This is a genomic window from Alteromonas sp. ABD4_190, from assembly GCF_056160105.1.
This window is the reverse complement of sequence record NZ_JBSWWN010000001.1, coordinates 3,478,835-3,501,542: the sequence shown is the minus strand read 5'-3', so window position 1 is coordinate 3,501,542 and position 22,708 is coordinate 3,478,835. Positions and strand designations below refer to the sequence as shown.

The 22,708-nt window shown below is 44.6% G+C and carries 12 protein-coding genes; 5 read left to right on the top strand and 7 right to left on the bottom strand.

The features are described from left to right. Nucleotides 1-439: 439 nt before the first annotated feature. Genes ACXAFM_RS15250 through ACXAFM_RS15240 form a run of 3 tightly spaced genes read right to left on the bottom strand, consistent with a single transcriptional unit; the run spans nucleotide 440 to nucleotide 6,008 of the window. Nucleotides 440-1,657, bottom strand: a complete 1,218-nt coding sequence (locus ACXAFM_RS15250) for a phosphoenolpyruvate carboxylase (RefSeq protein ID WP_474832137.1) — start codon at nucleotides 1,655-1,657, stop codon at nucleotides 440-442. Next, nucleotides 1,654-2,289 (bottom strand): condensin complex protein MksE, encoded by a 636-nt coding sequence (locus ACXAFM_RS15245; RefSeq protein ID WP_474832135.1) that lies wholly within the window; start codon nucleotides 2,287-2,289, stop codon nucleotides 1,654-1,656. Before ACXAFM_RS15245 ends, ACXAFM_RS15250 begins: the two co-directional genes overlap by 4 nt. After that, nucleotides 2,286-6,008, bottom strand: a complete 3,723-nt coding sequence (locus ACXAFM_RS15240; protein ID WP_474835080.1) for an ATP-binding protein — start codon at nucleotides 6,006-6,008, stop codon at nucleotides 2,286-2,288. Before ACXAFM_RS15240 ends, ACXAFM_RS15245 begins: the two co-directional genes overlap by 4 nt. Before the next feature lie 350 nt (nucleotides 6,009-6,358). Here ACXAFM_RS15240 and ACXAFM_RS15235 point away from each other — a divergent pair, with 350 nt between their 5' ends. Next, a complete protein-coding gene (locus tag ACXAFM_RS15235) occupies nucleotides 6,359-7,378 on the top strand; it encodes a heparin lyase I family protein (protein ID WP_474835078.1) in 1,020 nt (339 codons plus the stop codon). Between the two features lie 199 nt (nucleotides 7,379-7,577). On the opposite strand, the gene ACXAFM_RS15230 is transcribed toward ACXAFM_RS15235, so the two are convergent. Both ACXAFM_RS15230 and ffh read right to left on the bottom strand, forming a co-directional pair. Further along, complete coding sequence (locus ACXAFM_RS15230) at nucleotides 7,578-9,644, bottom strand: hypothetical protein (RefSeq protein WP_474835077.1); 2,067 nt, start codon at nucleotides 9,642-9,644, stop codon at nucleotides 7,578-7,580. Nucleotides 9,645-9,828: 184 nt separating this feature from the next. Next, a complete protein-coding gene (gene ffh, locus ACXAFM_RS15225) occupies nucleotides 9,829-11,277 on the bottom strand; it encodes a signal recognition particle protein (RefSeq protein WP_474832125.1) in 1,449 nt (482 codons plus the stop codon). Nucleotides 11,278-11,575: 298 nt separating this feature from the next. Between ffh and ACXAFM_RS15220 the strand changes: the two genes are divergently transcribed. Together ACXAFM_RS15220 and ACXAFM_RS15215 are read left to right on the top strand one after the other, a co-directional pair. Continuing rightward, complete coding sequence (locus ACXAFM_RS15220; protein ID WP_014948818.1) at nucleotides 11,576-12,367, top strand: cytochrome C assembly family protein; 792 nt, start codon at nucleotides 11,576-11,578, stop codon at nucleotides 12,365-12,367. A gap of 163 nt (nucleotides 12,368-12,530) precedes the next feature. Beyond that, nucleotides 12,531-13,826, top strand: coding sequence for an HlyC/CorC family transporter (locus tag ACXAFM_RS15215; protein ID WP_474832122.1), 1,296 nt, complete (start codon nucleotides 12,531-12,533; stop codon nucleotides 13,824-13,826). 36 nt (nucleotides 13,827-13,862) lie between these two features. On the opposite strand, the gene ACXAFM_RS15210 is transcribed toward ACXAFM_RS15215, so the two are convergent. Both ACXAFM_RS15210 and sixA read right to left on the bottom strand, forming a co-directional pair. Then, nucleotides 13,863-14,057: a hypothetical protein gene (locus ACXAFM_RS15210; protein ID WP_474832220.1), complete on the bottom strand. Its 195-nt coding sequence runs from the start codon at nucleotides 14,055-14,057 to the stop codon at nucleotides 13,863-13,865. 110 nt (nucleotides 14,058-14,167) lie between these two features. Then, nucleotides 14,168-14,683, bottom strand: coding sequence for a phosphohistidine phosphatase SixA (sixA, locus tag ACXAFM_RS15205; RefSeq protein WP_474832119.1), 516 nt, complete (start codon nucleotides 14,681-14,683; stop codon nucleotides 14,168-14,170). A 171-nt stretch (nucleotides 14,684-14,854) separates the two neighbouring features. On the opposite strand from sixA, the gene ACXAFM_RS15200 reads away from it, so the two are divergent. Then, nucleotides 14,855-17,602 carry an insulinase family protein gene (locus ACXAFM_RS15200; RefSeq protein ID WP_474832116.1) on the top strand — a complete coding sequence of 916 codons (2,748 nt, stop codon included), beginning with the start codon at nucleotides 14,855-14,857 and terminating at the stop codon, nucleotides 17,600-17,602. Nucleotides 17,603-18,002: 400 nt separating this feature from the next. Beyond that, the gene (locus tag ACXAFM_RS15195) at nucleotides 18,003-22,553 is read left to right on the top strand and encodes an EAL domain-containing protein (protein ID WP_474835075.1); all 4,551 of its coding nucleotides are present in this window, start codon (nucleotides 18,003-18,005) and stop codon (nucleotides 22,551-22,553) included. Nucleotides 22,554-22,708 lie beyond the last annotated feature (155 nt).

Below are 22,708 nucleotides of genomic sequence, written 5' to 3'. Positions count from 1 at the left end.
GTACGCGGCAGTACCACAACATGCTCTGCATCCTAGCAGTAGCGATAAATTTCAGTGTCTACATTGCGCTATTAAACATCGAAAACACTTTAGCCGCTGATTAACTGCAATAGGACCTGTAAACCTTTACTTTGGTTCTAAGGCTTAACAGGACCAACAATGTAGACCGCAGAATTGACGGTAGCATTACGCAGCGATGAAGCTTTTAGTTCACAATGTTAAATAAGTGTAAACACCTATTGCATTATAGGTGTTTTTTGACAGGTTCCAAGTGTCATACATCTCAAAATCTAGTGTGACTACGATGTAAACATGGATTAAAAAAGGCAGTAATTTTTTGTTTAGAGTTGAACAACTGGCATTGTAAGAAAGCCTGGCCCCCTATCAAACGTGGGCCAGACTTACCTTGATAAGCAATGGGTAAGATTAAGAAGTTACGTTAACGCAAGCCCAAGGTGATATCATTTATATAAAAATTCCCCGTATAGACTTTATCGTTATTACCGTGAGATTCTAATGCAAAAAACTGCTTATCTTCATCGTTTAGGGCTTGATAGCCCCCAATCACCTGATAGATCCACACTTCAGGATCAAAATCTAAGGCATGTTCTTCAAAATAATCCAGTGCTGTTTTAGGCTGGCCAGAATCAATGACTTCGCAGAAATATGCTTCTACCGCTTGCTGCAATGGATCTTTTTCAAGTGACAAGGTCGATTGCTCCGTCACATCAATATCGACCGGCTTCGTGTCTTCGTGCTTAGTCTGACGTTTGTGTACGTGGGTTAACGACGCCACTATATTTTGATAATCGGCTTCATGCTCAACGTTATTAACATCAGGCGCTGCATTGGTAATAATCGAATCTGATTGATTAAACAATACTGGCACATTGGTCAGGTTGGCGTAGTTACCCGGCGCAAAATCAGGCTGCTGCTCCATGTGTAGCAAAAACCCTTTAAGCAAACGTGTGCGACCTTGGAACTCTCTGAACCGGCCCAACAAGTCTAATAAGCGTGCTTGTACTACCGATAGCTCCTGCGCGGCTTTGGCAAAGCGCTGCTGGAGTGATACTACCAATAAATGGCGTAGCTCGCGGTTAGACCCAGCCAGTTCACTTAACTCATCGAAGCGGAAACACTCAAGCTGAGCGAGCAAATCCGTTACCTGCCCCTGCGCTAGCTCGTTTTCGCGAATTTTAGCATCAACCGACGACACGTAGCCAAACTCATTGTTAATACGGCCAAACATGACACGCACGCTATTACTCAATGATTCTGAAAGTTGATAGACATGCTCGGTCAAATCGCCCATGTGGGCTGCCGCTTCATTGTACTTGTTGTAGTGAAGGGCTTCTTTATAGTGCTCGGTTAGGGTTTTAAGGCTTGCCAGCGACGCACCAATATTCGCATTAATTGTTCGGTTACGTTCGTCTTGCAAGCTTCCTTCTAAAAGCGTTCTTACCGCACTTTTTAAGCGCAATTCACTTTGCGCTTCGGGGCGCCATAAGACTCCCAATTGAACGAGCTGCTCCAATACCTTTGGGCTATGGTCGCGCTCTTTCACCGAACCATTAACATACGCCTGCATAATAAGGTCGCTGTGACGCCCCAGTGCATTAAGTAGTTTGGTCCCCGCCTGAATCAAAACCTGGCTCATATTAAGCTACCTTGCGAAATAGCGGCCTCCGCCTGCTCAGATAAACTCAGCGCTTCGGTTTCGTCGATAAAGCGCAGCATTTCGTAAAGGTGCTCTATCTTGCCTGTGCCTAAATATATTTGTTTATCCGGGTTAGGTTTAATTAGGTAACCCATTTCTGTTAAGCGTTTAAAGACCTGCTTTAGCTGACCATCTAAGTTCACGCTGGTAGAGCCAAACATACGATAGCGAGAAATTTTCTCTAGCTGCTCTGCATAAGCGGGCGTGTCTTCAATGGTCGTTTGCAGCTCGTTTAAACGAATAGCGCTACCCATGGTTATTGGCATGTCAGATTCATTGGCTTGTTGAACTAGTAACAACCACTCAACCAGAGGTACCAAATTAGAAGTGGTATCTTGGAACTGTTGGGTTAGTACTTTGCGTTCGTTCTCACCAATGGTAAGAAAGCTAGCAAAGAAAACATCACCTTCTGCGGTAGTTGAGAGTGTGCGGTTCAGCAATGCTAAGTGAGGCTCTAGCTGTGCAGCGTTATCTCTTGATTTAAGAAAACGCCACGCCTCTTCATCGGTCACCTGACAAATAAACGCGCCTTGTAAAAGTGCACTTAGTACACGGCCTTGTTCTGTCATCATGCTGAAGTCTCCTTGCCTGCTACTTCACTGTTCTTTTCAGCTTCTTTTTTTAGTTTTATGCGTGCGCCTATCGAACTTGCTTTCGGTTGAACTACCTGCAATTGGCGAGTTACTTTATCTATCAAGTAGCGGTTTTCGAATAGCGTCAATACTTCCGATTCAGGGTTCGGGAATGCACCGACTACACTAATGTTATTGTTTTGACACGCTTCAAAGATTTTCTTCACGTTGTTTTGGTGAAGTGTACCTAGTTCATCGATCGGCCAATGCACGGTGGCGTCGGCATCGCCGCGCAGCAGACGGGTGAAAGCGAGTAAGAATTTACACAGAATAAGGTAGGCCATACCGTGGCTTGATGATTCATTAAGCTGGCGGTCGGTACGGATAACAAGGTCGCTGTTCCCCTCACGTAGATGAAGCTCGATATCAAGTAGCTTACTGATGCCGCCCGTAAGCGCTGCACGGCCAAGAATATCAAGAACCCGGCGCATACTTTGACCGTACTCTTCCTCTGGTAACTCGTTAGCCCCCTCTTCCATCCAGTGCTCATAGAGCTTTCTGAATTGCTCAAGTTCGGGCCAGAATTCAAGTTCACTAATACGTGAGCGAATTTTAACAGCCGAGTCTGATACACCATCAAGAGAAAGGTCGCCGTCGACCTCTTGGGTAATACGGCGGCTTTGCGACACAATGCGTTTGTCGATATCGGCAAGTACAAAGTAGTATTGCGAAAGATCGGCACCAAAGATACGGCCTTGCTCACGCAAGCCCTGTAGCTTCTGCGGAACAATCACGTTTAGAAGCTGTGCTAAATGCGACACCATGCGGCGGTGATCAAAGCTCTTCACGCCGTGGGCGTTCAGCGTTGCACACTCTTCACGGGCGCGCTCCCACGTATCCGACAAACCTGTACCTGCTTGCGCTGCTATAAGCTGATCGAATCGTTCTACATAAGCTCGTACATCGCTCAATAAGTTTTCACGTTCCTGAAGCTGGCTTTGCACTTCTGAAATACGCTGACCAATACTGACATCATCGTGCTTAATTTCAGCCGTTTCATCACCTGCTTGAAGGGTAAGCTTGGCAAGAGATTTACTTAAGGTTTTAACCTGTTCTAGGTGCTCACTGGCAGTTTTAAGCGTAGTTTCAAGCTGCCCGTGCTGCTCTTGAAGCTTTTCGCGGTTAGCTTTATAGGTAGCTTGTTTGCTGGCTAAATTACGCTCAGATTCGCCCAATAACTTGCGCGACTTAGACAAACCTTCTTGCCATACCACTTTTTGCTTGGTAAACACGTTAGTGTACCAACGTTCATAGTCGGCTACTTTATGACGGTGGGTTTCAGTGCGCGTAATGTCTTCTTTAAGCTTATTGATTTGCTTTTTAAGCTGACCTATTTCATCAACATCCACACCGCGATTGCTCAATTCGCTTTCCAGCCAATCCTGCATATCTTTTCGGTCTTGAGCAGCGCTGTCCTTCGCTTTTCGCATATCGCTATCAAGCTGAGAAATCCGCGCTTCACTATCAGCGATGAGCTGCTGCCAATGGAACTTGTGCTCAGTTTCGGCTTCACGCTGCTGATCTTTAATTTCGTCTCGGCTAAGCTCAAACTGAGCTTTTGCTTGCTTTTGCGACTGCTGATTCGCTTCTAGCTTAGTTTTGGCTTTTTGCTTACGTGCAGAAAGCGCCTGCTGATATTCGCTAAGTACCGTATCGCGGTCTTGCTGTGCACGTTTACGGCTAGCTTCCGCACTTTTAACGGCATTGTCTTTTTGGGTAACCACAAGCTCGGCATTACGCACGTCTTCGTTGGCTTTCGCTAGGCGCTGCTCACATTCGTTTTGGGCGGCTAGAGCAGCGGCCTGACGAATTTCAGCTTCTTGCAATTGCTGCTTAAGGGCTTGCTCGGTAAAGGCATAGTCTGGGGTGTCAAGTTCAGTAAGTGCTAACTTAACGCCCATAAAGGTATCGCTGTCGTCTTGTGCATCCTTTGCCATAGCAGGCGCTAAATCAGTGCGCTCTAGTAGCTCAGGGCGAACAACTTTACCTAAGGATAACTCCCAGTTATCGACGTTGGCGCGCAAGAACTCAAGTAGCGAGCCTTCGCCAGGGTAAAGAAGCGCATTAATTTTGTTAACCGCTTTTTCTTCTTGTTGAAAGGCGTTGCGTGCTTTATCTAACGCATTTGAACATTCTTTACGAAACTCAACTGATTTACTGTGCGCCTGCTGCGCTTGTCGCAGTTCACCGCGCGCTGCATCTTCATTGATAGATGCTTCTTTAATGGCCGCATCAAGAATATCGAGTTGAGATTGTTCAAACTCGTTGTAGCCTGCGTTACTCAATGAAGCTTTCAGTTCAGCTTCCGCGACTTTTAGCTCATTTAAACTATTTTGGTAGTCGTTCTGAAGCGCACTTAGCTGACTATTGTAGTCGCTCTGAATGCGGCTTAACGCCTCACGCTCGCTCTGCTGCTGCTCAGCTTTATTCTCTGCGGCTTCTTGGCGTGCGGCTGACATTTCTTCTAGAGTAATTGACAGCTTTTCACCTAGCTCAGCCAAGCGCTTGTTGAAGGCCGATTCAATATCCTGGTGTTTTTCAGTAAGCAGTACATAGCGACTATCGGCCATGGCCTTTTCATTTTGCCACTGCGACAAATTTGCGACGTCTTCTTTAAGCTGCTCAATATTTTCGTCTTGCCACTTATCGAATTCACGCTCTACCGTATCAAGTTCACTGGTGAACTTCTCAACATCAGCGCGAGCAGATGAAATTACCTGGTTTAGGTGATCACGGGTATCACCCCACTCGCTGTCCGTTTGTTTGCGCTGGAAGCTATTCTCATCCAATTCATTCTTTGTTGTTTCAACGCGCGCAGCCAAGTAGGTCTTATCAAGCTCGAAGCTATGCTTAAGGTTAGCAAGCACTTGCTCTGTTGTGGTTAGCGCCATGTCAGCTTGTTCGAGTTTAGAAAATTCAGGGCGAATTTTGTCGAACTGTTTAATTAAGTGACATTCTTTAATCCAGTCATCGACGCGGTGGCGGCTTAGGCCTGAAGTAGGTGGCGTAACGCCATCCTCTTCTAAAATGGCGGCAATCATGGCTTTAATGGTTTCCATCTTGCCTTCTTTAGAGTGAACCGCTTTAGCCAGTTTCTCGATGTGGCGCATGTGTTTCGACGGTTCGCAAAGGCTAAAGATTTTAGCGTAGCCTAATAGCTCACGGGCATTGTTACTCTGGTTAAGCACACCGTGATCGTTTTGAATGATGGCGCGGAAGTCTTTGGTATTAAGTAAGCTGGTTACCAATATGTTGTTGCGCTTCATGGCGCGTGCAAGCTCGGCGCTGCTTACACTGGCGTGTTTGCCGTTCTTTTGTTCTATTAAATAATCACTGATTTCAAACGGCTTGCCAATTAAACGGTAATTTAAACCGGTTCCGTTTGAGCTTAATACAGCTTGGCATAGGTCGCCTTCCGCGCGTGTATATTCATAGATAATAAAGCTAGATAAACGCGGTAAGTACCAGCGTTCAAAGCTGTCACGGGTTGCTGGTACCACACGACTAGGGTATTCGCCGTAAAACACGGGAATAAGTCGCTGAAGCGTGGTTTTACCCGACGCATTGGTACCACAAATATTGGTGTGTCCATCAAGCTTTAGCTCGACCACGCCTGGTAAATGCGTGTCGATAAGAATAATACGTTTTAAGCCTGCCATAGTGTTCCTGTATCAATAACTCTGCTGTGTGAATCCTCACACAGCACAAAATTGTGCCTGCTTTGATATACAAAAAAGCGGTATATCGAATAGAAGCCGCGCACATGCGCACGATGTAGCCCGTCAGTGTATTATGAATTCACGAATTTGCACAGATGCGCAATGATTTGTTGGTTACAAAGCACGCTATGGCGCCAGAATCATTTGATGTTTCTCTTTATCGAGGTTTGCGCCGCTTCGAATCAAAAATAAAATTTCAATAATTTTTCTTACTAGATTAACTTTTACACTTGCTGGTTAACCAATTTTAAAACATCTTATTAACCAATAAGAAACATTTGGTAAAAACCGTGTCTACAAACAACAAAAACGAAAACGCCCTACAAGAAACCCTAAAAGTACTTTTCTACTTCTTTTTAATTGCATTGGTGATAACAGCGGTATCGGCCTGTGGAAGTAGCTCTATGAGTGATACAACTTCTCAATCTGTGGCTGTACCTGATTCTCAAGGTGGTGGAGAAACGCCCACTGAAGAGCAAGCAGAGTTTACCCTAAAGTCTGAAGTCATGTTGAGCGCCACGGGCGCTGCCAGCGCTAGCGAAACCTACGCATCGATAGAAAGCGTGTTTGGAGAAGGCAGCATAGAAGCCCCCGACTTATTCGCTGGTGACCATACTTCTACGCCGCATATTTTAGAGGAATCCGATAGCGTTGTAGGCCCCCACTTTGTGTTTTTAGCCCACCGAGATGAGGATTTCAACAAAGGTGTTCAGTCGGACCGTCAGCGCAACGAAATAAAAACCTATGACAAAAGCGATGTCGAAGTACTCGGGTTTGAAGGAGAAACCATGCAGTTTGAATGGTATTTCTATGTCGACAGCGATATGTCTTTAACGAGCAGGTTTAGCCACTTCTTCCAGCTTAAAGCGCGAAATGACAGTGAAGACAACAGTAACGGTAACGACGATCAACCCGTCATTACCCTTTCTGCTGTTGAAAAAGACAGCTCAGGCAAAGAACTACAAGTAAGACACAGTGTAGGGTTTAACTCTGACGGTTCTCGCACCAGTGATGTTTATTTAGTTCGAGCAAACTGGAGCGATATCGCCGATGAGTGGGTTAAGGTATTTGTGCAAGCAACCTTTGCCGAAGAAGGCGACTTCATCTTGCAAATAACCCGCGTTCGTGACGACGCGACTATAGTCGACATTAACGAAACAGATATCGATATGTGGCGAGGTGTATCTGACGAGGACTTTATCCGCCCTAAGTGGGGTATCTACCGCTCTACCGCTGAAATAGATAAATTACGCCAGCAAGAAGAACGAGTGAAGTTTGCTGACTTCGTTATTAGAAAAGGTACGCTTTGATTTGTAATTGAAGCTACTCAATCGATGTTTTCACTTTAAGGGAATTTGGGAGTAGTCGAAAGACGTTTTTAAAGGTTCTTTTAAAAAAGGCGGTAAGCAATACTCAGATTTACTTACCGCACTCATTTAGCTTTGACAGTGTGTTTTTAAACTATCACGTTGGAAAGCGCTATTATGCGCCTTCCAACCACTACCTTACCTATTTAACAGCTAGTACATTCACAGACTCAGGCGCGGGATACATCATGCTGAAAGTCGGCGCAACGTCTCCCGAGGCTGAATTTAAAATGTTATCGAAGCGAAGGATCATACCGTTTGATTTTTCCGCTACATAAACATGACCATTGCTGAGCATTAGATCTACTGGGTTACCCAACATCGAACTAGGACCCGCAATATTAACCGATACATCGGTTAAACCATCTGCGTTGCCAGCACCAGGAATAACGTAAATTTTGCCGTCTGTTGCATCTGCAGCGCTACCAACGTCAGAAATAACAAGGCTATCGCTTTGGCTATCGTAGTCTATACCATGGATGTTCGTTGGCGCCTCAAATGCAGCACCGTCGCTTGCGGGTACGATTAATCTATCCTCACCGGTAATAACGGCCTCACCGCTTTGCAGTCTGCGCATTACTTCTTCAAACACGGCAACCGAACCGTTGGTTAATGCTAAATAAGCGCTGTCAGTCGATGGGTCGTAATCCACATCCCAAGGGCGAGCCCCGTTAGCAGCTTCAAGTGTTAATAGAGGCGCGACATTACCCGATGCGCATGGCGAAAAAACTCTTACAGCAGGCGTGTTTTCATTAACATCAGCCACAAATACCACACCGGCTTCAGAAGCAATGTCTAACCCCTTCGGTGCAATCAGTCCGGTTTCGCTACCCATAATCATGTGGTCGTAGCTATCGCTGTACGTCATCCCATCGCGCATAGTTTTCAAGCGATTGATGACTAGTAAGCCGCCTGTTGATGTATCCACATCATCAAAAGTGATAACACCGTCACCACTTGCCGTAAACGCGGCACTTTCAATGCTCGTACCTGCGTTAAAAGAACTCAGGTCACTAGATAATGTAGCGCTGTATTGGGCAACCTCACCTGTTGTCGCCCCTTCTGTTGAAGGGTTACTTGATACCGAGAGCCCTATAATAGGCATAGTCGTTATCCCGTCGTCAGAAGCGTCTTTCATTTCATCTAATTCTTTAAACTCAGCCAAAGACTCCGGCTTTACCGATGGCGTTGATAACGTCGGTGCAATATCACCGCTCTCTCCGTTGAAAATATTTGAGAAAACCAGAATGGCGTCGTTTGATTTTTCCGCCACGCGAAGGTCAGACCCGGTTAGGATAATGTCTACTGGGTTACCAAGCTGAGTCGACGCTCCACCGATGACTCTTGTTGGTACGACAGCCCCGTCAGCCGACGAGATATTTTCTAATACAAAAACTTGACCATCGTCTGCAACTGCTGCATCACCCACATCAGAAACTACCATGCGGTTAGACATAGGCTCATATACAATACCATGAAGGTTAACTGATATTTGATTGCCATCTGCATCAGAAGGCACCACCGAGCGCATTACTGTGGGCGCAAAGCCCGAACCAGCTACGTTGTCGTATACCGCTAACGTACCATCGGTTAGAGCCACAAATAATCTATCGTTTTGTTCGTCGTATGCCAGGTCCCATGGTTTTGCGGAAACCATAATCTCAGCTACAGGCGCAACGTCTCCCGACGCTTGCCCTCCAAAAACGCTTACCTTTTGACCGTTAAAATCAGCTACCATGACTAGGCCAGCATCTTCAGCAAACGCGATACCTTTGGGGTTAACCAGACCTGTTGCTGTACCGGTTATTTCGTTACCCGTATTCATCATGTAGTTGGTTTGGGTATCGAATTTACACAATGTCCTCAGTAAGGGTAAATCACTGTCACCAGCTTGCACCAAGGCACCGCTTCCAGTGAAAACAATGCCTTCATTAGCTCCTGTAGTAACCGTGCTGAGTGCATTGGCATTTTGATCTACTACAGTTACCGTATTGCGATTAGCATCGCCATTATTCGCAACCAAAAAAGTACCCGCAGCGAAGCCCGGAGCTCCATCTTGTCCTGGCGCGCCGTCAACACCGTCTGTACCGTCAGCTCCATTTAAACCATCTGCGCCGTCATCACCATCACAGGCACTAAGTGCGAACACCATGGCTGTAGCTAATAGTGACAGTTTTAATTTTTGTTGTGATGTTTTATTGAATTCCATCTTCATCTCCGAACTTGTTGTTTAGTGAAGTGACGCCGCTTAACCGCGCGATGCGATCAGTACTACCCACGTCCTGTTCAACAAGCCAAACGATTGATGAATGATACTGGATGCAAAAAAAATTAAAAAAACCTCAACGCATTGCTGCTATTGAGGTTTTTGGTAGTTTTTGAACTATAGCGAATTAGCGTGGGGGAAAGCCGCCGCCTCCGCCGAAGCCGCCCCCGCCAAATCCACCTGGACCGCCCGGACCACCCGGACCACCCGGGCCTCCAAAGCCGCCACCACCCGGTGGCATCATGCCTTTCATCTGGCGCATCATTTTCTTCATCCCGCCGCCAGACATCTTCTTCATCATTTTTTGCATTTGCGTAAACTGCTTAAGCAAACGGTTTACGTCTTGAATTTGCGTACCTGAGCCTGCCGCAATGCGACGCTTTCGTGAACCTTTGATCATGTCAGGGCGCGCACGCTCAGCTGGTGTCATTGAGTTGATGATGGCTTCCATTTGATTGAACTGCTTGTCGTTCGCCTGATCTTTAATTTTATCAGACATACCGCCCATGCCAGGCAGCTTATCAAGCATCCCCATCATGCCGCCCATATTCTTCATCTGCTCGAGCTGATCTTTAAAGTCTTGCAGATCAAAGCCTTTACCTTTCTGTACCTTTTTGGCTAGCTTTTCGGCTTTTGATTTATCTACTTTACGCTCAACCTCTTCGATAAGGCTAAGTACGTCACCCATTCCCAAGATACGAGAAGCGACACGCTCAGGGTGGAAAGGCTCAAGTGCATCAACCTTCTCCCCCATACCAATAAACTTGATGGGTTTACCGGTAATGTGACGAACCGACAGCGCAGCACCACCTCGTGCATCACCATCTGCTTTGGTCAGTATTACACCGGTTAGCGGTAGCGCGTCGTTAAACGCCTTTGCGGTATTCGCAGCGTCTTGACCTGTCATGGCATCAACCACGAACAGAGTTTCAATTGGCTTAACAGCAGCGTGAAGCTCTTTGATTTCGTCCATCATGTCGTTGTCGACATGCAAACGACCTGCTGTATCCACTAGTAGTACATCGAAGAAATTCTTCTTCGCTTCAACAATGGCATCGTTAACGATATCAATGGGCTTTTGTAAAATCGTTGACGGGTGAAAAGCTACATTCACTTCACCGGCAAGGGTTTCAAGCTGCTTGATAGCGGCCGGACGATAGACGTCGGCACTCACTACCATCACTTTCTTTTTCTCGCGCTCAGTTAGGTATTTCGCAAGCTTACCTACAGAGGTGGTTTTACCCGCACCTTGTAGGCCCGCCATAAGAACGACAGCCGGAGGTTGAGTTGCTAGGTTAAGCTTTTCGTTCGCCTCCCCCATCACAGACTCTAGTTCAGACTGAACGATTTTAATAAATACTTGGCCAGGCTTGAGGCTTTTGGTTACTTCGGTACCAACTGCACGCTCTTTTACCTGTGTAACAAACGCTTTTACCACGGGTAGCGCAACGTCGGCTTCAAGTAGCGCCATACGCACTTCGCGTAGCGTTTCTTTAATATTGTCTTCAGTAAGACGCCCTTTACCGCTGACATTTCGTAATGTCTGGCCTAAGCGTTCTGATAAATTCTCAAACATAGTATGAAACTTCTTTTTATTTCAGACGTAATGCCCGCATTGTAACGTAAAAGCGAACGGTAACGTACCCACAATTGCGGTTAAATTTTTAAACTTTTGCGTTAAAGGTTGTCGAAATTAGATGTACGAATTTCGAAGTAGATATGGAATACAAATTGCCTTTCCATGCTCCTATACCCACATTAAAAGTGGGTGTGAAACAAACAAAATCAAGGAGATGGTTGAATTTACTTGCAAGTTGCAGTATCAATACCGACTCAATCGGTGAAGACATCACCTACCTATTACAGGACGCATCATGAACACCCTTTTCGCCATTTCTGCTGCTTTACTCTACGCATTAGCTGCGGCAGTACTTATTGGCAAATTCGTACATCAAGACGGCCCGAATAAGCGATTAGGACTATCCATCGCTAGTGTTGGAGCAATTGCACATATCGCTTTTCTAACCAACGTAATTATTGTCGCGCCTGGGCAAGACATGAGTGTTACCAACGTGCTTTCATTAGTGTCGTGGATAATCACCGTTTCCATGCTTATATTTGCCCGCGCTATTCCTAATCTTATTTTACTTCCGGTTGTGTTCGGCTTTGCAAGTCTCACGGTACTCGCCTCACAATTTATTCCCGTGTCGTACATCATGCATATTGAACTGCAGCCGGGCTTAGTGATTCATATTAGCCTATCCTTGTTTGCATACTGTACTTTGGTCATTGCGTTTTTGTATGCACTTCAAATGTCTTACATCACCTATAGGCTAAAACAGAAAGGTGCCGCGCTGCTCCATTCATCGCTGCCCCCTCTGATGCTGGTAGAGAATATCTTGTTTAAGCTATTACTTGCGGGCACCTGCCTATTAACGGTATCGCTTATCAGCGGATTTGTTTTTTTAGAGGATATGTTTAACAAAACCTATGCGCACAAAACGGTGCTTTCCGCTGCTGCGCTTGTGGTTTTTCTTATTCTTCTGATAGGCCAAAAACTAAGAGGTTGGCGAGGACGCCAAGTCATTGTTATGACGGTATTGGGTGTCACGCTGTTATCTCTTGCCTATTTTGGTAGCAAGTTAGTGCGCGAGTTCCTTCTTTAAATAAACATATTTGTAGCCGCCGAATCTATCTACCACATTGCTAGGCGGCTCACTCTTTACACTAAACTTTCTAAGTATTTAGGTTGATATCAACAATTTCCCCTTGAAACTCCCCCCTCAAATCAATACATTTGAAGCCTTAGTTTGTACAGGAAAACCTTAATTGGACGACATATCAACGAGTACGCTGTTTATCGCGCTCGGCGTACTCATATTACTATCTGCGTATTTCTCTAGTTCAGAAACAGGCATGATGTCGATAAACCGCTATCGACTTAAGCACTTGCAGGGAGAAGGCAACCGCTCAGCTATGCGTGTTGCTAAGCTTCTAGAACGACCAGACCGCCTAATCGGCCTTATCCTCATCGGTAACAACCTTGTTAACATTGCGGCTTCTTCACTTGCCACCATACTCTGTATTCGCCTATTTGGTGACTATTGGGGGCTGTTCGCCGCAACCTTTGGCCTAACGTTAGTTCTACTCATTTTTGCAGAAGTCACCCCTAAGACCTTGGCAGCACTTTATCCTGAAAAGATAGCCTTTCCTAGTTCTATTATTCTGCTTCCATTACTCACCCTACTTTACCCTTTTGTCGCAGCTATCAACGGTATAACTAACGGCATTCTTGCACTGCTAAAAATTAGCCCGGCAAATGGCAATGATGATTCATTGAGTAGAGAAGAATTAAGAACCGTAGTGTTTGAAGCTGGTGCTATGATCCCTAAGCGTCACCAAGACATGTTGGTTAGCATTCTGGACCTAGAAAGCGTAACTGCCGAAGATATCATGGTGCCCCGCGCTGAGATTTTTGCCATCGATATTAATGATGACTGGAAGAAAATTCAAAAAGCCTTGACCCATGCTCAGCACACCCGAGTGTTGTTATACCGCGATAGTGTCGATGATGCGGTAGGTTTTGTGCACGTACGTGATGCCCTGCGACTTTTATCGAAAGATCAGTTTACCAAGTCAAGCCTGCTTCGCGCAGTGCGGGAAATTTACTACACCCCCGAATCTACGCCACTGCATACGCTTATGTATAAGTTTCAAGCGGAGAAAGAGCGCATTGCACTAGTGGTCGATGAATATGGCGATATTATGGGATTAGTCACCCTAGAGGATATTTTAGAGGAAATTATCGGTGACTTTACTACCAGTATGGTTCCCGATCACAGTAAAGAAGCCCATATACAGCAAGATGGTTCGGTACTGGTCGACGGAAGCGCTAACGTGCGTGAATTAAACCGAGAAATGGACTGGAAATTACCAACCGAAGGACCGAAAACCCTCAACGGTTTATTGCTTGAGTATCTTGAAGATATCCCTGAAAACAAAGTCAGTGTTCGTTTGGCGGGCTACCCACTTGAAATAGTCGATATATCAGAAAGCATGATAAAAACTGTCAGAGTCATGCCGGAATACTATGTTGCACCTAAAGAGTCGAACAGCGACCACTAAGCAATGTAGTGCTTATTGTACTTTCGGCTCTATCAACTAGCCTTTTACTTCATCAGCGAGACGCTGCGCCCGATTCGCCAGCGCTCTCGCTTTCGCGGCAGCGACTTTATCTGACAGTTCAGATAACTTGGCAATAATATCCTGCGTCTCCTCATCTTCACGTAAATCAGCCTCCGCCATATGCGATTGCAATGAACGCTTAAGGAGCTCAGGAATAGATTTGCTGTCCATTTCCCAACCCTTCATTAGAATAAACTTTGACACTCTCAAAGAGGCTATCGACCGGATGGAAATATACTTAACAATTATTTGTTCAATTGCTGTTTAATTTAAGGGCGATTTTAGAAACCTTGGTAATGCTCAACTAAGGTGCCCTTATGTTCGTGCAGTGAGTACTTTACAACGGCTATTGACGCTGTCGAAAATAGGCTGGTGGTATAAGACTGGCAGAGCTCGTCAACCAAATAGCTAACAAGTGGCATATGGCTAACGACAAGTAGCTTTTTAATAGGCTTTTTAGAATTTGCGGCTGCGTGAAGCAGGCCGTCAATATAGTCATTTACCAAACGCGGCGAGCCCTCTGGTACTATATCTTCATTACTTTCGATTTTACCCGCTTCAACGTCTAGCGACACCATATCAAAGGTTTGTTTTGCTCTGCGATAGGGGCTTACTAGCGCTAAATCAACAATACCCTCGGTGCAATATTGCTCTTTTAACCACAGTGCTGCAGAGTTAGCCTGTTCTCGGCCAACTGACGTTAGCTGTCTACTTTTGTCATCGAGTCGAGGTGCTTCTGCTTCACCGTGACGCATGATGAAAAGATAAATGTCGTCGTTGCTACTTTGACCTGACATAACATTGCGCATAGTATTAATGAAAGTACGCTAACGATATCAGAGAGCTGAATCTACGCCTAGCGCTAAACCGTGAATAATGAGAATTTTCGACTATTATTTAATGTTTTTTGAAGGTTATATTAATAGATGCTCCAGCAGTAAGGTGCCTTTGACAATATATGAGAAAATGTGAATAACTCTATCAATTTAGAAAACGCGCACCACATAACTTTGCCAAATGGCCTTCGTGTTATGCTGTGTCATACGCCTGAGGCAAATGAGTCGTTTGTTTCTATTGCGGTACGGGCAGGACATTTCTACGACCCCAACGATTGCCAGGGGTTAGCCCATCTTTTAGAACACATGCTTTTCATGGGGAGCCGTCACTTACCCAAACCCAATGCAATAAATGGCTTCATTGAACAGCATGGGGGCGCAATAAACGCTTGGACTGGGACCGAATACGCCAACTATCATTATAATTGTAGTAGTGACGCGATTGCGCAGACCTTGCCTGCGTTTGCAGATATGCTCAGACAACCTTTATTTGAGGAAGAAGCACTCACCAACGAGATCAAGAACATTCATGCGGAATTTGAGTTCAAGAAGAAAGATGACCTTCGTCGCCTTTATCAAATTCACAAAGAAACCTGTAATCCAAAGCATCCTTTCGCTAAGTTCTCAGTAGGTAACAGTGATACCTTTTCTCAACATGGATGCACTGCGTTAAAGCAACAACTCAAAGCACTTCATCAAACTTATTATTGTGCAAAAAACATGTGCCTATGCATTGCTAGCACTATGCCTTTACCTCAGCTTGAGGCATTAGCGCATCAATGTTTTGGCACCATGCCATCAGGACAGTTAGCGTCAGGTGACTGGCCAGCACTTTACACCGAAAATGAGTTGGGCATACAAATAAACATACACCCGCTACAGTCAGCAAAGCGGATGATAGTGACCTTTGCCCTACCCGCTTTACAAAATGACTATGAAACCAAACCGTTGAATTATATTAGTCATTTAATTGGGGATGAGGGCGAAGGTAGTTTGCTTGCCTATCTTAAAGAAAAAGACTGGGCGCTAAACCTTATTGCCGGCTCGGGCATTGAGGGAGACAGGTTTAAAGACTTTAATGTTAGTTTCCAGCTGACTCAAACCGGGCTGGATAACAAAGCCCGCGTATTGGAAGCACTATTTAGTTACATCTCAATAATCCGTGAGGCCTCTCACGAAGATTGGCGCTTTCACGAAAAATCAAAGTTAAATACGCTAGCACTTGAGTACGAAGAAAATATCAAGCCACTTAGCGTGGTAATAGAATACGCACAGCACCAGTTCATTTTCGGCCAAGACGAATTAGGTAAACTCCGTTCGACCATAGGCAGCTATGATAAATACGTCATTGAAGATGCCTTATCCTACTTTACTCCGGACAACATTCGTCTGAAAGTTATTTCGAAAGACGTAAAAACGACAAAAGTGTGTGCGTTCTACGAGGCCGAATACAGTGTAGAGAAAATTGATCCGGCGCTTTTGCAAAAGCTTGCTTCACCAAAGACTATTAGTGAATTACAGCTTCCACCACCCAACCCTTATTTAGCAAACGAATACAGCCTTATATTGCCTGAGACGGGCTTCAATATTCCTAATAAGTTGGTGGACAATGGCGGTTATCGGTTTTGGTTTGCCCAAGACCAGCAGTTCCATAGCCCAAAAGGCGATATTTATATCTCTTTTGACGTAGCGGAATTTTCTGACTCTTTACTGGCTGTTGCTGCAAAACGTATTTGGCTGGGCGCCTTAAATGATTACCTGCAGGCGAAATATTACAGGGCCGAGATAGCAGGCCTGCATTATCGTATATACGGACATCAGGCTGGGTTTACGCTTCACACACGAGGCTTCACTAATCAACAAACTTTATTAGCCAACCAGCTTCTTGCTGCCGTGCTTGATTTCATACCTGATGAAAAAGCCTTTGAACATCACAAAGCGCTGCAAATTCAGAGCCTACACAATTCGCTGTTAAATAAACCCACTAACCGCTTGTTTTCGAGGTTAAGTGTACTTATCCAACGCAACACTCAGGCACCAATAGAGCTATTAGATGTAATAGACAGTATCACCTTTGAGCAAATGCTAAATTGCAGAAGTCGCGCTTTGGGGCACTATTTTAGTGAAGCATTTATGCACGGGAACTGGACTAGCGAAGAGGCAAAAGCCTTTTCAAAGAATCTTCAAGAGCAGTGCACAAATGCCCGCGGCGGCCCGCTTTCACGAGCGGTATCTAAACTTCCCGTGGGCGGCACGCTCTACCATGAAGTGCTTTGTAAGCACGATGACTCAGCGGTAGTGCTCTATCTTCAAGCTCCCTCCCCGGGCTTAACCGACACGGCGCTTTGTATGGTACTCGAGCAAATGCTGGCCGCGCCGTTTTTCAATTCATTAAGAACAGAACAGCAATTAGGTTATATTGTTGGAACTGGCTATGTGCCGCACAACCAGCATCCCGGCATGGCGTTCTATATTCAAAGCCCGCAATGTAGCCCAAAACATTTACTAGATGCTATGACAGAATTCTTGTTTCAGCAGCTAAATGAAATTGAGTTTTATCGCTTCTACTGGCCGACTATTCAGCAAAACCTCATTAAGCAGCTGGAAGAGCGAGACCTTACGCTGTCGATGAAGTCTCAGCGATTATGGGTGAGTTTAGGTACCCAAGACTTAGGGTTTAACAGAAACGTTAAACTAGCAGAACGAGTGAAAGCGTTGAGTTTTGAAGAAATTCAAGATTTTGCACACCAACTCGCTAAGCGCGAACGCTGTGGAGAACTTGTTCTTTTTTCGAAAGGAAAGTTCGAGGCTATTCCTACTCAAGAGAAGCGTACAATAAACAGTATTTCCCATTTCAAACAAGAAATACCGTATTACTGATTATAGCGCTTTACTCTCACGCTGTTACTCGCGCCCAGCGCCGCTCGTTTTTCTCTTCACTGGCTGTTTAGTACATTGTTTAGGCGGTAATTTTACCGTCTTTTAAAAATAGTCAACTTCAATTTTTATTAGAATAATATCTTTTCTGTCAACACCTTACATATCTAAAATTCAAATCTAACATTTAGTGATAAGATAAACGTCAAGTTTTTGACTTCGATGTCGATAAATAGACACCGGATTTATTTAGTTTTGCTTAATAAGTAATCCATCATCCCTGCTATCTCTAAAAAGTCCTTGTAGAGACTCGGTTAATTCGGCATATTTATTCTTCTGGTTGTTAGGGATGCTGCCGGTAAAATTAAAAAGATAATAAATGGCGTATGCCAAAGGTGTATAGGTGCGCTCAACCCTAATCTATTCAATGCTGCTTTTTTCGTTGGCTTTGTCAGGAATCTTCTTTAATCCTGCGAAGGCGATCGAAGTCTCTGATCTTCACTTCACAGAATTAAATAAGCAACACGGCCTTTCAGACACTGCTGTTTTAGATATTGTCGAAGATCATATGGGCTTTATTTGGCTAGCCACGTCAAACGGCCTTAACCGCTATTCAGGTTATAACGTAAAGCAATACCACCCATCAGATGTCGATCCTAATTCCTTACCTTCTGGTTTCATTAAAACACTATTTGTCGATTCTGAAGGTGAATTATGGGTTGGTACCCATTCAGGGCTGGCGCTTTACCTGCCAAAGTCAGACAGTTTTAAAGTGTTCGACAAGGAAAACTCTGTAATAAAAACAGATTTGATAACCGCGATTTCAGAGGCTAAGAACGGTGATATCCTTTTCTCAGATAAGAAATTTCTTTACCGATATTCGAAGCAGACTTCACAAATCAGCGTGCTCACTCAAGTCTTTAAAGACGAAAGCTTTATCAAAGTAATTTATGAAGAGGCAAACCGCATATGGGTGGGGTCTAATGAGTTTGGCGCTGCCTTAATAGACACTGAAACGCTGGAGGTGCACAACGCAAGCAAGGTCAACCCTTGGGGTATCTCTTTAGATATTCGTGCACTGCACGATATCACAATAATTAACGGCAATTATTGGTTGGCGACAAATGAAGGTCTTATTGTTTTAGCGTCTAATGGTCGTATTTTAAAACGAATTCAGGGTGATGATTTGGGCGTAACCGAAGAGGTTAATTCTTTTTCAATCTCTGTCGTAGATAAAGATATTTGGGTGGGCACTTATATTGGACTGTTTATACTGTCAGGCGCTGCTGAAAGCTCTATATCGGCTGATTATCGACCTGATTATTTGCATTTGAATTCAGATATTTATAGTTCTACTGGCATTCCATCGGCAATCGTATTTCGAGTAATTGAGGACCGTACGGGCGTGGTCTGGGCCGCAACCTTTCACCGCGGTGCTTTTAAGTATCACCCCGAATATGCCAGTGTACATTTTCAACCTGTTTACAACTCCGAGCGCCACAGCGACGATAATTATTCTACCTTGTGGGGCTTTGCCGAAAGCAACGATAAAACACTCTACCTAATTTCTCAGCAAAAAGGGCTAGGTAAAATATCCCGAGAAACAGGCAAGGTATCCTTTTTCAAGTTTTTCGAAGAAATGGACCCCGCCATACATTACTGGGACATTGAAATTGATGAACAAGATAATATCTGGATTGCTTCGTCTGTTGGCTTACTTGTAGTCAGAGATTCTGGAGACAGTTTGGAATTAGTGCGTGAGTATTTCAAAGGTTCATTTATCGATTATATCTTTAAAAGTGACTCAGCCATTTGGGTTCAGGTAGCGGTTGGTCAAATACATTCAATAAGCACTATTTCAGGCAAGGCTCAATACACTGAAGAGTTAAATACAGCTCTGACAGAGAAACAGGGGGATATGTTAGCCATTTATGAAGATGGTCACAATAACATTTGGTTTAGGGCCGGTGAGAAACTTGTTATTTACTCGGTTAATAAGGGTGAAATAATTCGAGTGCTGGGCTCATCAAACGGCCTAAATTCAATGGTCTATGGCGTACATGAAACCCCTTCCGGTTTATGGTTGACTACACGTTCTGATGGGGTGATTCAGTTAGATAAAGATAGCTTCGCCCTAATTAATAAACAAAAAAGAGACAACCAAAGTGGTTTTATAACTTCAACAGTAGCTGTAGAAAACAGCATTTGGTATTCCGATGCAATGGGCGTGCATAAGGTTCACCTACCTTCGCTCAGAGAGGCTGATAGTATTCCCAACGCCCAGTTGGAATTTAACTCACTTGGTGAAGGCGCCGTCATTGCCATTTCTGATAAGACAATTTATTTTGGTGGTAATAAAGGCTTTGTTAAAATTTCAAAGCAAGCAATAAACGTTAATGATCAAGTAGAGAAAACCCTCCCTCCGCAACTGTATCAAGTGAGTGTGTTTGGTTCAGTTGAAAAAACTAGATATACACAAGACAAAAGTGAAGACTCTTCAAGTTATCAGTCTTTAAAAGAAAATATCACTTACGAAGAACAGTTAGCGCTAAAGCATGATGAAACCCGCTTCAGTATTTCCTTTGGTCTGGTTAACCCGGTTTATCCAGACCAAGTAACCTATCGTTACAAGCTTACCGGTTTTGAGAGTGACTGGGTTTACGTCGATAAAGAACGTACTGCTCAGTTTAACAATATTTCCTTCGGAAACTATGTATTTTCAGTGCAAGCGAAAGAGCCCGGCAAAGCCTGGTCTGAAAGTAGAAGTTTAAAAATAACCATAGAGCGCCCCCCTTGGCTTCATACCGTTGCCCTTGTTTTCTACGGTTTAATTGCATTGGCTCTTTTTGCCTTTATTTTGCGCCAATACCAAATACGAAAGGCAAATCAACTTGCGATTAAAGAATCAGAAGAACGTTTAAAACTCACGCTATGGAGCTCGGGCGATGAGCTATGGGACTGGGATGTATACAGAGGTCAGGTGTACCGTGCAAACACCTGGGGCACGCTAGACTTTCCTCAAGACGACATTCGTACCACCAGCGCCTACGATTCCAATATCCACCCTAACGACATTATCCGAGTCAAATCTGCGCTCAGAGAGCACTTAGAGGGTAATAGTGATTTTTACGAATTGGCCTACCGTGCCAAGACGTTTAAAAATCAGTGGATATGGATCCTCGATCGCGGAAAAGTGGTAGAGCGGGACCATAACGAACAACCAGTGCGAATGACGGGTACGTTAAAGAACATCCACCACTTAAAAGAAGCTGAAGAGCAGCTTAACCTGTTCAAGCGCTCGATAGAGAATATTTCCGAAGGGGTATTTATTACCAATACCCAATTTAAGTTTATCAGCGTTAATAATGCATACTGCAGCTATACCGGTGAAACTCGCGACCAGGCCCTTGCCAGCTATATGCATTTTCATTTATACCCCGATGCCTTTACCGAAGAAATTAAAAAAACCCTAAAATCTAAAGGCAACTGGTCGGGTGAAGTGGAGAGCGTGCGGGTAAACGGTGAACGCTACGAAATGGAGCTTAATATTGATGCCGTGCACGATGAAGACGGCAAAATTAGTCATTTCGTGGGTGTTTTCAGCGATATCACCTCTCGTAAGAGTACTGAAAAAGAGCTTTTAAAACTTGCCAATGTGGACCCACTAACCGAGCTACCTAACCGTTCGTTTTTCCAAGCAAGTCATCAAAACTTGGTGCGAAAGTCCAGCGCTCACTCTCTTCTGTGCTTGGATATGGATAACTTTAAAAAGATAAACGACTCGCTGGGCCACCAAACTGGCGATATTCTAATTAAGCAAATTGCTAAACGGCTACAGCGTATTACAGGCAAAAGTGCCACTTGTTATCGACTAGGCGGCGATGAGTTCAGTATTTTAATGGAAGATAACGCCGATATTCATACAGTGACCCATTATGCACAAAGCTTGTTAGATACCTTATCACGCCCCTTTATTATCAATAAACAAGAGTTTGTGCTGGGCGCGAGTATTGGTATTGCCTTTTACCCTGATGACGGTGAGTCACCCCAAGAAATGCTTAAAAACGCGGATACAGCCATGTATTTTGCGAAAAATAACGGCGGCAACAGCTATCAGTTCTTTAGTGGTGAGATGAATCAAAACGCGGTTAGGCAGCTGCAAATTGAAAACTTGATCCGTCAAGGCATTAAGGACGACCTGTTCACTGTATACTACCAGCCTAAAGTCGATATAGCCTCTGGTAAGTTAGTCAGTATGGAAGCCTTGGTGCGTTTTGAACACCCGCAGAAAGGCATAGTAAGCCCAGGGCAGTTTATTCCGTTAGCAGAGCAGACAGGTCAAATTATTGAGATTGGCGAGCAGGTGCTTCGCAAGGCCTGTGCCGATACTAAACGCTGGGTGAAGCAAGGTTTGTTTAGCGGCCGTGTTGCCGTGAATATTTCTGCTAAACAGTTTGAACTGCCTGATTTAGACGACAGGATAAATAAAATATTAAGCGATGTTGGTCTGTCACCACTGCATCTTGAGTGTGAAATTACCGAAGGCACGCTAATGGAAAGCCCTGAAAACGGCCTTCAAATGATGACTCGACTACGCGAGCGCGGTATTCACCTGGCGCTGGACGATTTTGGCACCGGCTATTCGTCGCTGGCGTATTTAAAACGTTTCCCGCTTAACACCTTAAAGATAGACAAGGCCTTTATTGATGACATTGCTAAGAGCAGTGTAGACAGACATATGGCTGCGGCCATTATTAATATTGCCCACAATTTAGGTCTTAAAGTGGTAGCCGAAGGTGTAGAAGAAGAATCTCAACTAGACATACTGCGTCGTTACGACTGCGAGATGTTACAGGGCTTCCTATACAGTCGCCCATTGAACGCAGAACGCTTTGAGAAACTGCTTACCGAAAATCAAAAGTTGCACACACTTATAGGTAACGGGCAATTTTAAAACTGCGCCCTATCTTTAAGGGGGCATGTTCTTTCCCCAAAAACACCTCTTTAACGGCAAACTAAGGCAATATACTTCCACTACAACCTTCGTATATTAGACTTTAGTGTCATTATAATGACACCAATGCTTCTAGACTTTATTGCCACCCCTCC

What these genes read in the sequence shown, in the direction of transcription:
- ACXAFM_RS15250 (WP_474832137.1), bottom strand. Translation starts at nt 1,657, where the DNA reads ATGAGCCAGGTTTTGATTCAGGCGGGGACCAAACTACTTAATGCACTG.
- ACXAFM_RS15245 (WP_474832135.1), bottom strand. Translation starts at nt 2,289, where the DNA reads ATGATGACAGAACAAGGCCGTGTACTAAGTGCACTTTTACAAGGCGCG.
- ACXAFM_RS15240 (WP_474835080.1), bottom strand. Translation starts at nt 6,008, where the DNA reads ATGGCAGGCTTAAAACGTATTATTCTTATCGACACGCATTTACCAGGC.
- ACXAFM_RS15230 (WP_474835077.1), bottom strand. Translation starts at nt 9,644, where the DNA reads ATGGAATTCAATAAAACATCACAACAAAAATTAAAACTGTCACTATTA.
- ffh (WP_474832125.1), bottom strand. Translation starts at nt 11,277, where the DNA reads ATGTTTGAGAATTTATCAGAACGCTTAGGCCAGACATTACGAAATGTC.
- ACXAFM_RS15220 (WP_014948818.1), top strand. Translation starts at nt 11,576, where the DNA reads ATGAACACCCTTTTCGCCATTTCTGCTGCTTTACTCTACGCATTAGCT.
- ACXAFM_RS15210 (WP_474832220.1), bottom strand. Translation starts at nt 14,057, where the DNA reads ATGGACAGCAAATCTATTCCTGAGCTCCTTAAGCGTTCATTGCAATCG.
- sixA (WP_474832119.1), bottom strand. Translation starts at nt 14,683, where the DNA reads ATGTCAGGTCAAAGTAGCAACGACGACATTTATCTTTTCATCATGCGT.